General features: G+C 45.8%; 12 protein-coding genes. 1 reads left to right on the forward strand and 11 read right to left on the reverse strand.

The window, feature by feature from the left end; translation table 11 throughout:
• Nucleotides 1-21 precede the first annotated feature (21 nt).
• The 9 genes from ACFPIB_RS01315 to ACFPIB_RS01355 all read right to left on the reverse strand — a co-directional run bounded on the left by ACFPIB_RS01315 (nucleotide 22) and on the right by ACFPIB_RS01355 (nucleotide 11,178).
• Nucleotides 22-204: a hypothetical protein gene (locus ACFPIB_RS01315; protein ID WP_378015609.1), complete on the reverse strand. Its 183-nt coding sequence runs from the start codon at nucleotides 202-204 to the stop codon at nucleotides 22-24.
• A gap of 108 nt (nucleotides 205-312) precedes the next feature.
• Nucleotides 313-1,587 (reverse strand): NupC/NupG family nucleoside CNT transporter, encoded by a 1,275-nt coding sequence (locus ACFPIB_RS01320; protein WP_378015610.1) that lies wholly within the window; start codon nucleotides 1,585-1,587, stop codon nucleotides 313-315.
• 201 nt (nucleotides 1,588-1,788) lie between these two features.
• On the reverse strand, nucleotides 1,789-2,406 hold the full coding sequence (locus ACFPIB_RS01325; RefSeq protein ID WP_378015611.1) for a superoxide dismutase: 618 nt from the start codon (nucleotides 2,404-2,406) through the stop codon (nucleotides 1,789-1,791).
• Between the two features lie 54 nt (nucleotides 2,407-2,460).
• Nucleotides 2,461-2,904 carry a nucleoside deaminase gene (locus ACFPIB_RS01330; protein WP_378015612.1) on the reverse strand — a complete coding sequence of 148 codons (444 nt, stop codon included), beginning with the start codon at nucleotides 2,902-2,904 and terminating at the stop codon, nucleotides 2,461-2,463.
• A gap of 193 nt (nucleotides 2,905-3,097) precedes the next feature.
• Nucleotides 3,098-4,978: a chloride channel protein gene (locus ACFPIB_RS01335; RefSeq protein ID WP_378015613.1), complete on the reverse strand. Its 1,881-nt coding sequence runs from the start codon at nucleotides 4,976-4,978 to the stop codon at nucleotides 3,098-3,100.
• 65 nt (nucleotides 4,979-5,043) lie between these two features.
• The gene (locus ACFPIB_RS01340; RefSeq protein ID WP_378015614.1) at nucleotides 5,044-5,667 is read right to left on the reverse strand and encodes a hypothetical protein; all 624 of its coding nucleotides are present in this window, start codon (nucleotides 5,665-5,667) and stop codon (nucleotides 5,044-5,046) included.
• Nucleotides 5,668-5,729: 62 nt separating this feature from the next.
• Entirely contained in the window at nucleotides 5,730-5,903 is a 174-nt protein-coding gene (locus ACFPIB_RS01345; RefSeq protein WP_378015615.1) for a hypothetical protein, read from the reverse strand.
• A 502-nt stretch (nucleotides 5,904-6,405) separates the two neighbouring features.
• The gene (locus ACFPIB_RS01350; protein ID WP_378015616.1) at nucleotides 6,406-10,017 is read right to left on the reverse strand and encodes an ABC transporter permease/M1 family aminopeptidase; all 3,612 of its coding nucleotides are present in this window, start codon (nucleotides 10,015-10,017) and stop codon (nucleotides 6,406-6,408) included.
• A gap of 249 nt (nucleotides 10,018-10,266) precedes the next feature.
• Nucleotides 10,267-11,178 carry an ABC transporter ATP-binding protein gene (locus ACFPIB_RS01355; protein WP_378015617.1) on the reverse strand — a complete coding sequence of 304 codons (912 nt, stop codon included), beginning with the start codon at nucleotides 11,176-11,178 and terminating at the stop codon, nucleotides 10,267-10,269.
• Between the two features lie 443 nt (nucleotides 11,179-11,621).
• Here ACFPIB_RS01355 and ACFPIB_RS01360 point away from each other — a divergent pair, with 443 nt between their 5' ends.
• Nucleotides 11,622-12,812 (forward strand): class I SAM-dependent rRNA methyltransferase, encoded by a 1,191-nt coding sequence (locus ACFPIB_RS01360; RefSeq protein ID WP_378015618.1) that lies wholly within the window; start codon nucleotides 11,622-11,624, stop codon nucleotides 12,810-12,812.
• Nucleotides 12,813-13,109: 297 nt separating this feature from the next.
• Here the strand turns inward: ACFPIB_RS01360 and ACFPIB_RS01365 are convergent, their stop codons facing one another.
• Complete coding sequence (locus ACFPIB_RS01365) at nucleotides 13,110-13,388, reverse strand: hypothetical protein (RefSeq protein ID WP_378015619.1); 279 nt, start codon at nucleotides 13,386-13,388, stop codon at nucleotides 13,110-13,112.
• A 263-nt stretch (nucleotides 13,389-13,651) separates the two neighbouring features.
• A complete protein-coding gene (locus tag ACFPIB_RS01370) occupies nucleotides 13,652-14,170 on the reverse strand; it encodes a hypothetical protein (RefSeq protein WP_378015620.1) in 519 nt (172 codons plus the stop codon).
• Nucleotides 14,171-14,180: the final 10 nt, after the last annotated feature.

Here is a 14,180-nt window from a genome sequence, read left to right on the forward strand (position 1 = left end):
TAGCGTTTTCGGGCGGGGAATTTAGCTTCGGGAACGTTTCTTTTTGAAGAAGAGGAAATAGATGCCGAGCGCGAAAGCTGCCAGGATAATGGCGTAATAATAAAGCGGCTCGCGGGTTTTGTCTTGTACGAAGTCTGAAACGATCGCATAAACATTCAGGCCAACGATCAGGAGCAGGAAAACACCAGTAATTTTATAACGCATGTTAAGTCTGGAATTTAATGGAAAACGGTATGGTTTCGGGCTGAAAAACTAAAAGCTCCTCCTTTATGCAAAAAGAGAAGCTTTCTGGTAGCAGTTTATGAACTGGAATTACATTAATAAACCAGCCAGCGTAGCTGAAAGGTAAGATGCTAGTGTACCGCAAATTAACGCGCGTACGCCCAGGTTCGCCAGATCTTTCCGGCGCGAAGGTGCGAGCTCGCCAATACCACCCACCTGAATAGCAATAGAGCTAAAATTTGCAAAACCGCAAAGCGCAAAACTGGCGATCAGGAAGGATTTCGGTTCGAGTTTTTCTTTTAAAGCGGTCAGGTCGAGGTAAGCTACGAATTCGTTCAGCACCATTTTGGTACCCATTAAAGAACCGGCATCGAAAATATCTTTGGTCGGAACACCCATGGCCCAGGCAAAGCCGGCAAAAATGGCTCCCAGAATCGTTTTCAGGCTTAATTTGCTCAGGTCAACGCCCATGCCGGTAAGATCTAAGCCAGCACTAACCAGCAAACCGCCGATGGAACCAAGTAAATAATCTACCAGCGCAATTAAAGCGATAAAACCGAGCAACATCGCAATTACGTTCAGACCTACGCGTAAACCATCGGAAGCGCCGTGTGAAATGGCATCGATCAGGTTAGAATGTTGTTTGGTAACTTCCAGTTTTACAGTGCCTTTGGTTTCGGAAGGTTCGGTTTCTGGGTAAACAATTTTGGAAATTACGAGGGCTGCCGGTGCGGCCATTAAGCTGGCTGCGATCAGATATTCAGCTGGTACGCCCAACGCAATGTAAACGGCCATTACACCACCTGCAATACACGCCATACTGCCCGCCATAGAAGCCAGGAGTTCAGAACGCGTCATGCCGGCCAGGTAAGGTTTGATCATGATCTGCGCTTCTACCTGCCCCACAAAAGCACTGGCCACGTTACTCAAGGCTTCGGAACCGGAAACGCCCATGAGCCAGTGCACAGCTTTGGCAATTACGGCTACAATACGCTGCATGAGGCCAATGTGGTAAAGAATGTTTACCAAAACCGCCACAAAAATAATGGTAGGAATAATGTTGAAAAAGAAAACGAAGCTGTTAGCCGGACCAAAAACCTCAGCCATCAGTTCGCGGTTTACCAAGGGGCCGAAAACAAATTCAGCGCCTTTGCTCGAAAAATCTAAAAGTTTGGTAACGCCGGCACCCAGTTTTCCGAAGATCACTTTCCCGATGGGTACTTTCAGAATGAAAATAGCTAAGCCTAGCTGCACCAGTAAACCTACTACAACCAGCCGGTAGTTAATGGCTTTGCGGTTATTCGACATTAAAAAAGCGATGCCTAAAATAAGAGCTACGCCAATGAGGCCGGTAAAACGGTCCATAAAGTTTGGTTAAATGAAAAGGTAAAATTGCCAAACCAATGCCGGAGCGCCGAAATATTGCGTGTTTTTGCCGGAATTTAAGTTTTTTAGCCGCCAAAGATAACAATAATTATTTATTTGTTCGGCAAGCAGCATGTGCATAAAAAAAGTCTTCGGGCCGGAGCCGGAAGACTTTTTGAGCTTAAAACGATACCGTTTTTGTTAGTTGGCGTTGTAGAGGCGCTCTACTTCCTGCCAGTTAATGATGTTAAAAAATGCAGTGATATAATCCGGACGACGGTTCTGATAGTTCAGGTAATAAGCGTGTTCCCAAACATCCAGACCCAGAATTGGAGTACCGCCGCAGCTTTGCGCATCTGGCATAAGCGGGTTGTCCTGGTTTGGGGTAGAGCAAATTTCTACGGAGCCGTCTGCCTGTTTGCACAACCATGCCCAGCCCGAACCAAAACGCGTAGCAGCCGCCTGGCTGAACTGGGTTTTAAATTCGTCGAAGGAACCGAATTTGCTGTTAATAGCCTGCAGTACATTGCCGGTTGGCTGGCCGCCGTCTTTTTTAAGTAATTTCCAGAAGAAAGTGTGGTTCCAGTGGCCGCCGCCGTTGTTGCGTACTGCCATAGATAAACCAGGGGTTCCCATGATCTCATCCAGCGTTTTTCCTTCCAGCGGAGTGCCTTTAACGGCAGCGTTCAGGTTGTTTACATACGCCTGGTGGTGCTTGGTATAGTGAATTTCCATGGTGCGCGCATCGATATGCGGTTCCAGGGCATCGTAGCTATAGCCTAGTTCTGGTAATTGAAATTCGTATTGCGTTACGCTCATAGTTTTAAGGTTTAAAGGTTAAAAGTTGCCGCGAGGGCTTATTTCAAAGGTATATTATTTTCGCTTATTCTGAAAGAAACTGCTCATTAAATCTGCACACTCGTGTTGCAGAATACCGGTCTCAAGTTGGGTTTTGGGGTGCAGCAAATTGCCGAATTTCCGGTAGCCGCGTTTTTCATCTGCAGTAGCATATACCACCCGTTTTACCTGGGTCCAGTGCAGCGCGCCGGCGCACATGGGGCAAGGCTCTACCGTTACGTAAAGCGTGCAATCATGCAGGTATTTATTGCCCAGATTATTCGCAGCAGCCGTTATGGCCAGCATTTCGGCGTGGGCCGTTACGTCGTTCAGTTTTTCGGTCTGGTTGTAGGCGCGGGCCAGAATTTTATTGTTGCAAACCACCACCGCGCCAATCGGAATTTCGCCTTCTTCTAAAGCATATTGCGCCTGTTTAAAGGCTTCTTTCATAAAGGTTTCGTCGGTATAAAGGCAGAGCACTTTTTTTAGTGATTAATGATTAGTGAATAGTGATTAGTAGAAGCATTCGTTACGGATCTTGTGCTTCAGTTTTCAGGCCTAAAAGCATAGCGTTTTTTTTAGTTGTACCGCAAACCTCACAGGTTTTAAAAACCTGTGAAGTTTATTTAATTAAAAAACGCTAGGCAAAACGCTACCAAAACTGCCCGGAAAACTACTTCCGGATGGGCAGGAATTTCTGGCCGCGCAGCAGCACTTTAATGCCGCGACGTTTTACTGAAATATTGGCGATCCGGTTTTCGGTTTCGTGTAAACGCATTTTGTAAGCCTTCATAATATCTTTGTAAGAAAGAATGCCGATCACCGTGCCGGTATTATCGTTGGAAATAACGGGCAGCACATCGAGGTTCTTTTTGGCCATCAGTTCTACGGCGTTGCGCAGGGTGCTGGTTTTTAAAATAGAAACCGGATTCTGTTTCAGAATAGAGATCAGGAATTCATCTCCTTCGTGCGTTTTACTGTGAATATCGGAAGCGCTAAGAATGCCTTTAAAAGCGCCGGAGTTGTCGGCAATAATGAAGAAATTGGTGCTGTAATTGTTTTCAGCTTTCAGCCAGTCACGAATTTCGGAAACGGTATTTTCGGCGCTTAAAACCATGCCTTCTTCTTCCATCACATCTTCAGCCTTTATTTTTTCCAGCGGATCAGGTTCGTAAGAATCTGGCGTTTTTACCCCGCGGCGGGCAATTTTCTCGGTCATAATGGTATTTTCCATCAGGAAAAAAGAAATGAAATACGAAGCCGTGCAAGCTGCCAGCAGCGGCACCAATGCGTTTGATTGCCCCGTAGTTTCTACGGCAAAAATTATGGACGTTAATAAAGCCCGCGAAGAACCCGCAAACATGGCTGACATACCAACCAAAGCGGCCAGCGGCAACACTACCCCAGATTCCGGTAAGAACATTAGAATTACGCTGCCCAGTAATGCACCGGTTGCGCCGCCAATGGTTAATAAAGGCGCCAGCGTTCCGCCGGAAGTTCCGCTACCCAGTGCAATTGCCCACGATAAAAACTTGAAAAAGCACAGCGCCGCAACAATTTTCAGCGGCATGGTACCCGAAAGAATATCGGTAATGTTTTCGTAGCCAACGCCTAACGTACGCGGATAAAAATAACCGATCACACCAACTGCCACGCCGCCTATTGCCGGCCACCAAACCCAATGGATGGGTAGTTTTTCGAAAGAATCTTCAATGAAATAAAGGAGCTTCGTAATAGCGGCCGCAATCAAACCAATAACAATGCCGATCACGCTGTAACCAGCCAGGGCATAATTACTGGCAGTTTCCAGCGGCAGCATGGGGAAAACGGCAGTTTCTTCGAATAATAAATGGTGACCAGCGGCGCCGGTAATACAAGCCAGGGCAACCGGAATTATAGAACGCGGCGAAAATTCGAATAACAGCAACTCGATGGCCAGGAAAATTGCCGCAATAGGGCTGCCGAAAATAGCCGACATACCAGCCGTTGCGCCTGCTGCAAGCAAGATTTTGCGTTCGTTGGGCGTAGTTTTAAAGATCTGGCCGATGGTAGAACCAAAAGCGCCGCCGGTTGCAATGATCGGGCCTTCAGCACCAAACGGACCCCCAGTACCAATAGAAACGGCTGCCGAAAGCGGTTTTAAGAACGTAATGGCTGGTTTTATGCGGCTTTCGTTGGTTAAGATCTGTTCCATCGCTTCCGGAATGCCGTGGCCACGAATAGCTTTGGAGCCATAAAGTGCCATTAAACCTACAATTATTCCACCAATTACGGGTATAGCAATCACAAAAAGGCCCAGCTCATTGTTGGCCGGGCTTATGTATTCTACAGAAAAAGTACCGTGAAATGCGATGTTGGAAAAGAGATTGATCAGGTAAACCAGGATCTTGGCAATGAAACTGATTGCCACAGCAATGATCACAGAAAAAACGGCAATCTGGAAAAGGCGTTTTTTATCGCGGGTAAGTTTTTTGGGTTTGATGTTCGCAGAAGCAATTGCTGAATCGAGGGAAATAGCAACGGGAATGCGGTTTAAAACGGTATGTTTTTTCACTTAAAAAGTAGTTAGATCAGGCAAACTGTACTAAACGAATACGGCCTGCCCAGGTTAAAAAAATGTTAGCTCACTTTAATCGAGTTCATTACCTCGTTCGCAGCTTTTTGCCATTTGTCTTTCCAGATAGCTGGCGCGTTAAACGAGAATACCATCACTTTGCCGGCTTTTATGTAATACTGAATAATGGTGTATTTTTTTACCGGCGCTTTGTTGCTGTTCGGGTTTTCGTCTTTCAGTGTAGAAACGAACTCAAATACGATCATCTGCTTTTTGTCGATGGTTTTAACTTCGTCACGGATGAACTGTACTTCGGAAAAAGTACGCATGATCGAGGCTTTGTAAATGTCTTTCACCAACGGCAGATCTCTGGCAATAAACGTGGTTGGTTTCTCCGAAACGCTGAAATCTACCTGTCCGTTCGGGCTGCTGTAAACGCCAAGCGGTTTGCGCGCCGCCGGATATTTTACCGCAATTCCTTCGTCGGGCATCGCCGTGAAATCTTCGGGCAGGGCTACGGTAACGCGTTTGGCAATGGTTACTTTTTTAAGTTTGATCGGTGCGTCGGAATTGTAATTGCGGTTAGCTGGCGCAGTTACTTTGTTTTTACTGCCATAGCTGCTGCTTTGCGCAAAACTGGTACTGGTAAACAGGCAAAAAGATAATAGAACAAAAAAAGCGTTTTTCATTTCTGATCGATAATTGAAGCGGCAAGTTAGCCAAGAAACGTGGGTTTTTAAATTTTAGCGTTTCATTCATGACAAATTTGCTGCCAATTGTAGTTCAGTTTAATTGAGATTTGTGGGTTTTTAGGGTGAAAAGCATAGCGTTTTTCTATCGTCATCCCGACGATAGGAGAGATCTCATCAAGCTGGTAGATTTGTTTGTTATTGAGTTTTTCACTTGAAAATGATACCGTTTTCATAGCCAACTTCTTTACTGATTTTAACTTTTAACTTTCATCGGCAATTTTCGCCCTCTTCTGCCGGGCGGGCAGCGTTTCTGCGTTCGCGGCTGCAACCTTACCTAGCCGCATTGCGGCTTTCCTGGCGGAACCGGTAAGCTTGGAGGCCGCTCTCACAGAAACTGGTGTCATTCGCCTTCGTCGTCAGCTTCTTTTTAGTTTAGCTTTCTCGGGTAACGTGATTTTCAACAGACGCTGCGCTGGCGATAGCGTTAAATTATAGTAAAGAAAAGCTCCCCTCCTTTTCAAGGAGGGGCAGTTAAATTCATTAATCTGACAAATCCCAATTCAGACAATATTCATTGCCGTCTGCTTTAGCAGACGGTCTTCAAGCTCGCCGCCTTACAAAGGAGGGGTTGCGGTTGGTTGTCTACTTTATTAGATCTAAGTGCAATTTTTCTGGAATTCTGAAACCGCAAATCAAAAAAAAACCTCCCCTGATTCAGGGGAGGGTTGGGTGGGGTCAAACTTTGGTAACCGATTTCAGGTTGTCGTCTGGGGTGCGGTCTATGAGTTTGTTGTATGGGTCGATGCCGGCTTTGCTTGGTTTTTCTTTTACGAATATCTCGAGCTTATTCTGGCCGGTTTTCATGCGTTTTTTCTCAAAATAAACCGGAACATCTTTGCCTTTCGTAGCGCCTTTTTCCTTTTTGTAGGTGAAGACCGCCACATCTATGTAATCATTCATTTTGGCTTCTTTTTCGTTACCCAGGCTGTCGGCGTAGAATTTTTTGGCTTCCAGGTTCAGGGTTACTTTGTAGCGGCCGTCTTTCAGTTGCGTGTAAGTCAGCTCTTTGGCTTTGTTTTCGTAAAGCGTAATGTTCTCGAACATATCTTTTACCAGGTATTGCAGCGAATCTGGCGTGGCTTTTTTAATATAGCTTACAAACTCAAGCGAAGTTGTATAAGGCGCTTCCTGGAATTTTACTTTGTTCAGGTATTCTTTTATCGCGCCGTTCAGTTTGTCTTCGCCTAAATAATCGGCCAGGGCATACATCACCACGCTGCCTTTGTTGTAGTGAATGTATTGCTGGTTCTCTACTTTATAAAGCGGCAATTCCTTTTTGTCTTCCATGGAGCGGCCGCCTAAATAATCGTCCATTTCGTACTTCAGGAATTTTTTCATGCGGTCGGCGCCGTAGTTTTTTTTCATAACCATTAAAGCCGAATACTGGCTCATGGTTTCCGAAAGCAACGTTCCGCCCTGCACATCGGCGCCAATAACCTGGTGCGCCCACCACTGGTGCGCAACTTCGTGCGCTGTTACATAAAACGGATAATCTACGTCTTCTTCGTCTTCATCATCCACATCGGCAATAAAACCAATGCTTTCGGAAAACGGAATGGTGTTCGGGAAAGATTGCGCAAAGCTGGCATAACCCGGAAACTCCAGAATACGAACCTGGCGGTGCTGATACGGGCCGAAGTTTTTGGTATAATAATCCAGCGAAGCTTTCACGCCTTTCATCATTCTATCCAGGTTGTATTCGTGGCCTTTGTGGTAGTAAATTTCCAGTGCTACATCGTTCCATTTGTCTTTCTTCACCTGGTAATCGGCGCTCAGGAAAGAATAGAAATTCAGGATCTTCGAATCCATTTTGTAATGGAAATAACGGCGGCCGTTTTGCTGCCATTCTTTCTGCAGATAACCCGGCGCAATGGCGATCTGGTTCGGAACGGTACTTACCGTGGCTTCAAAAGCGATCCAGTCGGCATCGGAAGAAATGTAGGTGTTGCCATAAGCAGTGGTGTCGTAAACCGAAGCCATGCGTTCTTTGGCCGGCAGCCCGTACTTCTTACGGGTGCTTTCGTCATATATTTCGGCGCTACGGTTGTAACCAATGCTTGGCAGATACTCGCTGTTGAAGAAAGTGCCGTTGTAAACAATATTGGTGTTGGAGCCGCTGTTTTTAAAGCCTTTGGTATCGTATTTCAGATCCATTAAAAGCTGAACCGAATCGCCGGGTTGCAGCGCATGGCTCAGGCGGTAAATGTAATAACCGGCATTTTTATCGCGGAGCACATTTTTATACGAACGGCTTAAGCCCAGCTGCCGGATATCCAGATCGTCGGAGGTGTTCACATGAATAGAATCTATGGCAACGTTCGTTTTGTTTTTCAGCCAGAAATGACCTTTTACCAGGAAAGCGCGTTCGTTCGGGAAAATATCCACGTTCAGTTTGGAAGCAACGATGCGCGGTTGCGGAATGCCGTCGTATTTCTTGTAAGTCTGTTCGTAAGTAGCTTGTTCCTGTTCAGATTCCTTGCTTGTGGTGTATTCGTTTAATACGTTAGTGTTATAAAAAATAAAACCGCCGGAAGTAAGGAAAACCAGCAAAGCAACTGCGGCTACAAAACCAGTAGAACGGGTCAGGTTCAGGCGAGCGACTTTTAAGCGCCATTTCAATAGCGTTTCGGTGCCACGCACCCACAACAAATTGGCAATTAAAGCGAGCAGCACCGCAAAAGCGCCCCAGTAGATCTTAAATAAAATGAAAGGGCCAATGAAATGTCCGTAACTGTTCATGGCTGAATAACGCACGCCCGGATCGGAACTGAAAGAAAGCAGATTATGCTCCAAGCCCATTTGCCCCTGAAACAAGGTGAACATATAATACGCTACCACCACAAAATGGCCCAGGTATTTATTATTCACCACCACCTGCACCAGCATGGCCAGCACGCAAAGCATAAACAGATCGATGAGTTGTAAACCGAAAAGGCCTTTCAGGTAAAGCATCGGATCGAGTTCGAAATAGCCTTTAGCCAGCTGAATGATCATGCCGCAAACCATAACCAATGCCAGCAAAACCACCTGAATAAGCATTAAAGCCGAAAGTTTGGAAGCAAAAGGTACCCAGTTTGGAATCGGCAAAGCATCGTAGATCTGGTTCATGCGGGTATCGCGTTCGCGCCAAACCAGTTCGCCGGAATAGTAAATGATAATGATGAGCAGGAACAAATAAAAGGAACTTGTTAGCACCATAATAACCTGCGACGTTACCGGGAAAGTAGTGGTATCGTACATTTTACCGATCTGCGTGCCCGAAACGAACAGAAAAACCATGCCCGCAAAAGCAATAGCAATGAAATAGACGTTCTTCACAATACCCAGGAATTCCAGTTTCAGCAGACGCCAGTATTGGTTTAAGCTTTGGCTTTTGGTGTAAGTAGGATTCACTTCCGGCAGTAAAAAACGGGTAGAAGCGGAAACGTTGCTTTTTTCGCCGGTTGGTTTGCTGTTAGCTTTACCTTCGGAAGCAAAGAATGAGAAACTGAAACGGAAATAGCAGCCCGCCAGAATTGCCAAACCAACGCCCAGCCAGATCAAACGATTTAGAAGAATTTCAGTGTTCAGCGGTAAAAGGCGGTTATTTTGGTCGGCTACGGTCCAGTATTTGGTAGTAAATTCCATGGCGGCATTGCCCATTGGGTCGAGCAAGGTTACCAGAAATTCATTGTCCAGATCGCTGGTTAAAGACTTTGAAACGCCGTACAAAACCAGGAATAAAATGCTGCCGATATAGGTAGAAAGTACGTTGCGCGTAAGGGTGGCCAAAGTGAAAAAGATCGCTCCAATAAAGAGCATGTTCGGCCAGATTATAAGCAGGTAAGGCTGCACGTATGCCATAATATTAAACGGTCCGAATTTTTCAGCCTGCAGCCAAGGCCAAGGCAGTTCGCCGAACATTAAACCCAGCGCAATGCCCGAAAAAACCAGCATGGTAATTAAAAAAGAACCCAGGAAACGGGCGCCTAAATATTCCCATTTATTAATGGGCGTGGTGTAAAATAACGCGTGGGTGCGGTGCTCGAAATCGCGGTAAATGGCGTTGCCCATAATGGCGGAAATAATGAGCACCCCAAAATAACTGATGCCACTGATTACGCCTGCCAAAGCTGCCGGAGAATTTACAAACACTTTGCCACCCGCCGAAGCCGTAACGTTTTGAAAAGCGCCGCCCATGATATTCATGAACAGAAAACCGATGGCAAAAAGCAGCGCAAAATAAATATAAGTAGCCGGCCGCCGCAGGCGGTACTTCAGCTCGAAAAGGAATATTTCTGAAAACATCTTATTTATAGTTAAGAGTTATGAGTTAAAAGTTATGAGTTTTTGGGTCGGTTTTGATACCGTTTTGTGATCAGGTCCCCCTTTGGAGGGGGTAGGGGGAGGATTTTTACGTTATGACTCTCCCCCTTGAGGGGAGTTGGTGGGGTGTTTTTCCGTTTGTGATTTACACTGCTCTTACTCCCTCAAGGGGGAGGATTTTTCAATAATGTGGTCATCCCCTAACCCCTCCAAAGGGGGACAGCAAATAAATTAACTCATCGCTTTCAGAACTTCGCTTACGGCCGGGGCGGCCTGCGCTTTGGTAATCTGCGTAAAATATACATCTTCCAGATCCGGGCGCACGGCTTCGAAAGTATAATCGGGCCGGGTTTCGGAATAAATGTGAATGAGGGTTTTGCCGGCAAAAAGGCGCGAAGAAATTACGTTGTATTGCAACTGGTATTCCATCAGTTCTTCCTTGCCGATCATTTTTTTCCAGATCTTGTTGTTCAGATCATCTATTACGCGCAGCGGATCGCCGGTCAATAAAACTTCGCCTTTATTAATAATAGCCATCTGGCGGCATAGATCGCTTACATCCGACACAATGTGGGTGGAAAGAATTACCACGCGGTCTTCGCCGATCTCGCAAAGTAAATTATGGAAACGGTTGCGTTCGGCAGGGTCGAGGCCGGCGGTCGGTTCATCTACAATAATAATTTTCGGGTTACCTAAAAGCGCCTGCGCAATACCAAAACGCTGTTTCATACCGCCGGAATAGCCGCCTAAGTTTTTCTTCCGAACCTCGTATAAATTGGTTTGCTGGAGCAAAGCGGCCACCACCGCCTGGCGTTCTTTTTTATTGTGTAACCCTTTCAACACGGCCATGTGGTCCAGCAGATCTTCGGCCGTAACTTTCGGATAAACACCAAATTCCTGCGGCAGATAACCCAAAACCTTCCGCACTTCTTCTTTCTGGTTCAGCACGTCTAGATCGCCTAATGCAATGCTGCCGCTGTCGGCTTCCTGCAAGGTAGCAATGGTGCGCATGAGCGAAGATTTTCCGGCACCGTTCGGGCCGAGCAAGCCAAACATGCCCGTTGGGATGGTGAGGTTTACATTTTTGAGCGCCTGCGTGCCGTTGGCGTAGGTCTTAGAAAGGTTGCGTATAACTAATTCCATTGTTGAAAGGGTAGGGTTTTAGGTTGAAAAACGATAGCGTTTCTGAGATGATGCTCAAAAAGCATAAACAGTTGCCTTGCCTTTCAGGAAAATTTAATAACCGGAAAGTTTTGAGGCTTAGAAATATAAACAGATTTTTTGGGATGTGCGCTAAGCGGGAAGTGGTTTTTTGTTAATGACTTGTTTTAAAAGTTAAAACGGTAGGATAATGGCAGTAAAAAGTGAGGCTTCCGTAATTCCGGGTCGAGCCTGAATTTTAAGATTATTCCGGCTGATTTTTATTGCAACAAACTGTAACTCCTTCAAATGCAAAATTTAAAAACTGTTATTTTTAGTAAGCCGCTCTTTTACAGTTGTAAGCAGTTTTGCTAAAAAAACCACATCTTAATTCGGTTATAAATCAGTAACTTTGCACTTTCATTTTTTTTAATAGTATTTAACTGATGAGTAATATTCCGCACATAATTTTAGCCAAAGGCAAGGAACATTCTTTACTGCGGTTTCACCCCTGGGTGTTTTCGGGCGCCGTTAAGAAAAAAGCCGATGGGCTGCAGGATGGCGATGTGGTAGAAGTTTATTCGGCGCAGAATGAATTTCTGGGCACCGGCCATTACCAGCACGGTGGTTCTATTGTGGTGCGGGTTTTTTCTTTCGAACCGGTAGAAGTAAACCTGGCTTTCTGGGAATATAAAATTGGACAAGCATATAAATTCCGGACAACGTTAGGTTTAACGAATAGCAGCAAAACCAATGTTTACCGCCTGGTTTTTGCCGAAGGCGATGGTTTGCCGGGTTTAGTAATTGATGTTTACAATGGAACGGCGGTTTTGCAGGCGCACACCATTGGCATGTACCGCGCCCGCCACGAAATTGCGCAAGCCATTATGAATGTGCTGGGCGATAATGTAAAAGCCGTTTACGATAAAAGTGCCGAATCGCTATCTCAGAAAGCCCCGGCCGATGCCGTGAATGGTTACCTGCTGGGCGATAACGGTGCCGAAACGATCGTAGATGAAAACGGCAACCAGTTTTATGTGGATTGGGTGAACGGTCAGAAAACCGGCTTTTTTGTAGATCAGCGCGAAAACCGCGAACTGGTAGCGCGTTATTCTGCGGGTAAAAAAGTGCTGAACACGTTTTGCTATACCGGTGGTTTTTCGGTTTATGCTTTGAACGCCGGCGCCGAGCTGGTGCATTCCGTAGATTCGAGCAAGCGCGCCATAGAACTGACCAACCGCAATGCCGAACTTTCCGGCCACGCCGATAAACACGAAGCATTTGCGGTAGATACCTTCGATTTTCTGAAACGCCCGCTGGAAGAATATGACGTGGTAATTCTGGACCCGCCGGCTTTTGCCAAACATCTGAGCGCGCGCCACAACGCCGTAATGGGTTACAAACGCCTGAACGCCGAAGCCTTGAAGAAAATGAAATCGGGCAGTATTCTGTTCACGTTTTCGTGCTCACAGGTAGTAGATAAATATCTGTTCGAAAACACACTGATGGCTGCTGCCATTGAAGCCGGTCGTAGCATAAAAATCATGCATCAGCTTTCGCAGCCCGCCGACCACCCGATCAGCATTTTCTGCCCGGAAGGCGAGTACCTGAAAGGTCTGGTGTTGTATGTGGAATAACAGAATTGCTGATTGAGTTTGGAAAACATCAACAATTTGTCACCCTGAGCGCGAGCGAAGGACCACGTTGTCGGAAAGCTGAAACACTTACTTCCTGAATCTATTTCAACCCTAAAGTACAACACCTTTTTACTTCTTTGTTTTTTAATTTTCTGCAAATAGCCGACGAGGTCCTTCGCTCGCGCTCAGGATGACAGAAAAAAGAAAACAATTACCAATCAATAATAAAAAAAGCATCCCGTATTGCTACAGGATGCTTTTTTGTTTTCGAGGAAAGTTCTTCTCCCGATCCGGATCTTAGAATTCGTCGTCGTCGTCAACATTTGAGAATTCATCGTCTTCATCCAGATCATCGAAATCGTCGTCCAGATCAAGGTCCAGGTCGTCGGCGTCTTTGAAGTCATCTCCCTCGTAGTCATCGTCTACCAGCAATTCTTCTTCAAAATCATCTTCTTCTACGTCGTCGATATCATCATCATCGTCGCCGCCCGGCATAGCTTTGAGTACCGGGTAATTCATCATCACAATGTGATTGTTAGGAGCGAACGGGTTCGTTAAGCTGGTGTTGGTGTACATAATCTTCAGTTGAAAAATATGGGTTTGTTCTGTGTGTTTTCTGTCTGCAAAAATAGTAAGTTGAACTTACAAAAAAACTGCTGTAAGCCGCCGGAGCACGATTTTTAAAGTAAATACGCAAATAAATTTCAAAGTGCTGCGCAGCCATAAAAAAAAATAATTCTGATGCAAGAAGCAGCGCTAACACTTAAAGGCACATAAACTGAAATTCCGGAAATTAGTTCCCGGTTACCGCCGAATGGTTACTTTTTAAGGCTGAACGGCTACCGTTTTTTAGTGGCGTTGAATGCTTTCAGCAAAATGCGTGCACGGGCCCGTATAGCAGGACTTTCGTGTTCCAGCGATGCCTGTAAAATTTCTTTCACTTCAGATTGTAACCAGTCGTGCTGCTTCGCTAAAACGGCCAGCGTTTGCAGGCAATTTATCTTCACGAATTTATGCGGAATGGTATCGAGCCAGTTAAAAAGGGTATTTACGGCTAAGGCCAGATCATCTTCTTCCAGATTTAAATGCCCGAGTAACAGCGCCACCTGCCAGATTATTTCAGTTTCCTTTCTTTCCAGTGCGGCCAGTATTTCCATTCTGAAAGGCTTCAACATTTCCGGGTTCCGGCGGGCTGCTTTCTCCACGGCATTTCCCATGCGCAGCCGTACCCGCGCGTTTGGGTTGTGCAGCATTTCCCGGAACATGAGCGAAAAAGATTCCGGGTTTTGCTGCAGAAAGTTTTGGAGCTCGCCTACAGTTCCGGTATAATCAGAAAGGTTTTGTAAAGCAGTTTTCATGAAAAAAAGG

The sequence above is a fragment of the Adhaeribacter terreus genome (assembly GCF_042657365.1).
Taxonomy (GTDB): domain Bacteria; phylum Bacteroidota; class Bacteroidia; order Cytophagales; family Hymenobacteraceae; genus Adhaeribacter_A; species Adhaeribacter_A terreus.

Bases quoted from the DNA above. Each gene is read 5' to 3' on its own strand.
- ACFPIB_RS01315 (WP_378015609.1), bottom strand. From the start codon at position 204: ATGCGTTATAAAATTACTGGTGTTTTCCTGCTCCTGATCGTTGGCCTG.
- ACFPIB_RS01320 (WP_378015610.1), bottom strand. From the start codon at position 1,587: ATGGACCGTTTTACCGGCCTCATTGGCGTAGCTCTTATTTTAGGCATC.
- ACFPIB_RS01325 (WP_378015611.1), bottom strand. From the start codon at position 2,406: ATGAGCGTAACGCAATACGAATTTCAATTACCAGAACTAGGCTATAGC.
- ACFPIB_RS01340 (WP_378015614.1), bottom strand. From the start codon at position 5,667: ATGAAAAACGCTTTTTTTGTTCTATTATCTTTTTGCCTGTTTACCAGT.
- ACFPIB_RS01345 (WP_378015615.1), bottom strand. From the start codon at position 5,903: ATGAAAACGGTATCATTTTCAAGTGAAAAACTCAATAACAAACAAATC.
- ACFPIB_RS01350 (WP_378015616.1), bottom strand. From the start codon at position 10,017: ATGTTTTCAGAAATATTCCTTTTCGAGCTGAAGTACCGCCTGCGGCGG.
- ACFPIB_RS01355 (WP_378015617.1), bottom strand. From the start codon at position 11,178: ATGGAATTAGTTATACGCAACCTTTCTAAGACCTACGCCAACGGCACG.
- ACFPIB_RS01360 (WP_378015618.1), top strand. From the start codon at position 11,622: ATGAGTAATATTCCGCACATAATTTTAGCCAAAGGCAAGGAACATTCT.
- ACFPIB_RS01365 (WP_378015619.1), bottom strand. From the start codon at position 13,388: ATGTACACCAACACCAGCTTAACGAACCCGTTCGCTCCTAACAATCAC.
- ACFPIB_RS01370 (WP_378015620.1), bottom strand. From the start codon at position 14,170: ATGAAAACTGCTTTACAAAACCTTTCTGATTATACCGGAACTGTAGGC.